The organism is Kitasatospora sp. NPDC004799 (assembly GCF_040609095.1).
Lineage (GTDB): Bacteria > Actinomycetota > Actinomycetes > Streptomycetales > Streptomycetaceae > Kitasatospora.
In genome coordinates this window covers 1-1,792 of the sequence record NZ_JBEXJK010000744.1, presented here as the reverse complement: position 1 = coordinate 1,792, position 1,792 = coordinate 1, and the positions used below count along the sequence as shown (strand labels likewise).

At 79.9% G+C, this 1,792-nt stretch carries 1 protein-coding gene and 1 pseudogene; both read left to right on the top strand.

What is annotated here, in order from left to right; all coding sequences use genetic code 11:
- Window positions 1-232 (top strand): annotated as a pseudogene (locus tag ABZW03_RS40450) (hypothetical protein); the annotation flags it as partial.
- 157 nt (window positions 233-389) lie between these two features.
- On the top strand, window positions 390-1,792 hold a 1,403-nt coding region (locus ABZW03_RS40445), incomplete at its 3' end, for a GAF domain-containing protein (RefSeq protein ID WP_355269826.1).

Genomic DNA, 1,792 nt, shown 5'->3' with positions numbered 1-1,792 from the left:
GTTCAAGGCCGTGCTGCGCCGGCACCCGGTGCCCGGCGCGGCGAAGCTCTCCTCCCCGGCCGGCTTCCTGCTCCGGCCCCGACCGGCAGCCGCGGCCGGCACCCGGCTGCGGGTGGCCGCCGTCGCCCTGACCGCCTGTCTGGCGCTGAGCACCGGCGCCGCCCTGGACGCCACCGCCGACCTGCACCACACCGTGGAGGCGGCCCAGCAGGGCCCCGCCGCACGGCCCTGACCCCGCCCGCCCCCGCGCCCGGGCCGGTCCCGCGTTTTTCGTACCGCCCGGTATGCCGACTTGCCCGACCCCGTCCCCAGCGGCCCACCGCCCCCGTACGCTTTCGTCAGCGCGTCGGCCCCGACGCGTCCTCGAACGGCGGCGAGGAGCGAAGCGAGTGCGGCAGACCGGACGGCAGTCCCGACGGCCAGAGCGCCGCACCCAGCCGACCGCGGCGGAGCTGGCCAAGGTCCACGACCGCACCCTCGCCGACGCCGCCGCCCGGGAACTGGCCGTCCCCGCCCGCCCCGAGGAGGCCGACGGCCCCGGCCGGCCCGAACCCCGCCCCGAGATCGGCGACTCCTGGGCCCGGCTGCGCCGCCTCGGCCTCGACCCCGACACCGGCGCCGCCACCGTCCTGCTGGGCCCCGGCGAAATCGAACACCGCCGCCGCACCAGCGGGCTCGACACCGTCCTGCCGGTGCTGCGCGAGACCCTGCTGGAGGTGGGCGGCGCGGCCCCGCTGCTGCTGGCCGTGGCCGACGCCGAGGGCCACGTGCTCTGGCAGGAGGGCGAGCGCGGCCTGCGCCGCAGCGCCGACCGGATCGGCTTCACCACCGGGGCCCGCTGGGTCGAGGAGAGCGTCGGCACCAACGGCATCGCGGTCGCCCTGCGCGCCCGGCGCCCGATGCACGTCCACTCCGCCGAGCACTACCTGCGCAGCCACCACTCCTGGACCTGCGTGGCCGCGCCGGTGCGCGACCCCGGCACCGGGCAGCTGGTCGGCGCCGTCAACCTGAGCGGCCCGGCGCACAGCGTCCGCCCGTACCTGCTGCAGCTCACCGCCACCGCCGCCCGGCTCGCCGAGACCGAGCTGCGCGCCCGGCGGCTGGAGGCGCTGCACCAGCTGCGCGCCCTGGCCGCCCCGCTGCTCGCCCGGGTCGGCGGCCCGGCCCTGGTGGTGGATGCCGCCGGCTGGACCGCCGCCGCGGCCGGGCTGCCGCCGCCCAGCCGGCTGCGGATGCCCAGCGAGGGCTGGACCCCGGCCGCCGTGCACTGGGTGCCTGGCCTCGGCGAGTGCGCCCTGGAGCCGCTCGCCGACGGCTGGCTGGTGCGCCCGGTCCGGCCGGCCGAGCCGGACGGCTCCGGCACGGTGACCGCCGAACAGGCCGAGGGCGCCCACCTCCGGCTCGACCTGCGCCGCCCGGACCGCCCCGAGCTGTCCGTCCGGGGCGCGGCCGACAGCTGGTCGCACCCGCTCAGCCCGCGCCACGCCGAGCTGCTGCTCCTGCTCGCCACCGGACGCGAGGGCAGCACCGCCGCCCAGCTCGCCGAGGCGCTGTTCGGCGATGCGGGCCGGACGGTCACGGTCCGCGCCGAGCTGTCCCGGCTGCGCCGCTACCTGGGCGGGCTGCTGGCCCACCGGCCGTACCGGATCGCCGAGTCGGTGCTGGTCACCGTGGACGGGCCGGCGGACCCGTACGACCTGCTGCCCGCCTCCTCGGCCCCGGCCGTCCGGCGGCTGCGGGCCGCGCTGGCCGCGGGGACGGCCCGGCTGCCCGGCGCGCCGCCGCCGCTGGC